Source organism: Mesorhizobium sp. f-mel, assembly GCF_053850215.1.
Genome location: NZ_JBSPTO010000070.1, coordinates 1 through 1,454 on the forward strand (window position 1 = coordinate 1; position 1,454 = coordinate 1,454).

Sequence of the window (1,454 nt, forward strand, 5' to 3'; positions counted from 1 at the left end):
GGCCAATACAAACATTCCAACGATCATGGTGGCTGAGAAAATCTCCGACGCAATTCTGAAGGAAGACCGGATCGACGTATTGGCACGTTCACAACCTGCTGCCTGTTGAGCAACACTCGACCGTCACGTCGAGAACTCAAAAAGACCTGCTGATCACTGGTCGGCCAGCAACCTGAGGAGATGGAGGACTGAAGCATGAGCGCCTACCGCGCCGGCCACGCTTCGCCACTGTTCCGGCCTGTCAGCTTTGATGGCAACTTCACGTTCGAGAGCTTGCAGGCCATCGAGACGTTTCAGCCGAGCTGGCGGCGACAGCTCCGTTCGCACATTCCGGCTCGTGCGTCGCTTGGGGTGTCCCGTTTGAAATCGGGCGCCCGGTGTTTCTCAGGGATCAGCCGCTCACAGTTGAGATTTCGCCGACCGCAGCTCGGCAGCTCGATGGTTTGTATTTTTGCACACATCCCATGTTCGTCCGGTTTGCACTGATCAAAAGATCTCTCCGATGCGAGCAATTGGCCAGCTAAACGAGCACGCGGCGGACTACATCCAGATATACGATGACGGCTCTGAGGAAAGGGCGCAAATCCGGCGGCGACATCAGGTCGGATCGCTACTATTCCGATGGGGCAAGCATTGCACCCAAGCGGGAGCGGCCAGAAACCTCACCCCCTTGCGCTCAGTATGGCTGACCAGCCAATGCCCATAAGCAACGCCGCTTCTTATCGTTGGCCAATCCGCTCCTTCAGGTTGGCCGAGCTGCATGCTTGCCTCGCCTGCGAGCATTTCCCATGCGTGGCGTCTGTCAACGGAAGAAACACGGCCAAGCGCACCGGACAACGCTCTTGGTCGAGGGTCGAGACAGCGAAATCCGGCCTATGTTGCGACAGGCGGATGTGCTCAGCTTGATTTGGCATCGGTTTGATGAAAATCTGCGCCCTTGGGGAAGATACGCCGATTTCCTGCGTGTCTGCTGAGAAATCAGCGCAAGGAACGTCCATCGCACTGCTATATTGAAGCTGGTGCCGAGTGGCCGCGCTAGAAGAAACTAGGGCAAGCGAAGCGCGACTCTACGGCGCCCATGATGATGGGAACCGCCGAATGTCTCAGGATGCGTTTTGGGAGACGATGGCAAAAACCGAACCGGGAGGACTACCCAATGGTCAAGCGGAAGCAGGAAAACCACAGCTTTAAATCTACAATCTTGAAGGGGATGGCGGCACTCGGTATTGCGGCGATGGCGGTCGCCTCGCTTGCCGGTTCGGCATCGGCGGAGTCGCTGCTCGAGAGAATCAAGAATGGAGAAACCATCCGCCTCGGCTTCTCCAACGAGCCTCCCAGCGCCTATCCCGGAGCCAACGGAGAGCCCCTCGGGATAGTGAACGCGATGACGCTGGACGTTCTCAAGAAGATGGGGACGACCAAAGTCGAGGCGGTCGTAACCGACTGGGGCTCGC

Annotated in this window: 1 protein-coding gene and 1 pseudogene; both read left to right on the plus strand. The window is 57.7% G+C overall.

What is annotated here, in order from left to right; translation table 11 throughout:
* Window positions 1–195: 195 nt before the first annotated feature.
* Window positions 196–486, plus strand: coding sequence for a hypothetical protein (locus ACWUKX_RS30900; protein WP_456010447.1), 291 nt, complete (start codon window positions 196–198; stop codon window positions 484–486).
* Between the two features lie 670 nt (window positions 487–1,156).
* A pseudogene (locus ACWUKX_RS30905) lies at window positions 1,157–1,454 on the plus strand (ectoine/hydroxyectoine ABC transporter substrate-binding protein EhuB); the annotation flags it as partial.

Excerpts from the sequence above, each read along its gene's own strand:
- ACWUKX_RS30900 (WP_456010447.1), top strand. The coding sequence starts at position 196 with ATGAGCGCCTACCGCGCCGGCCACGCTTCGCCACTGTTCCGGCCTGTC.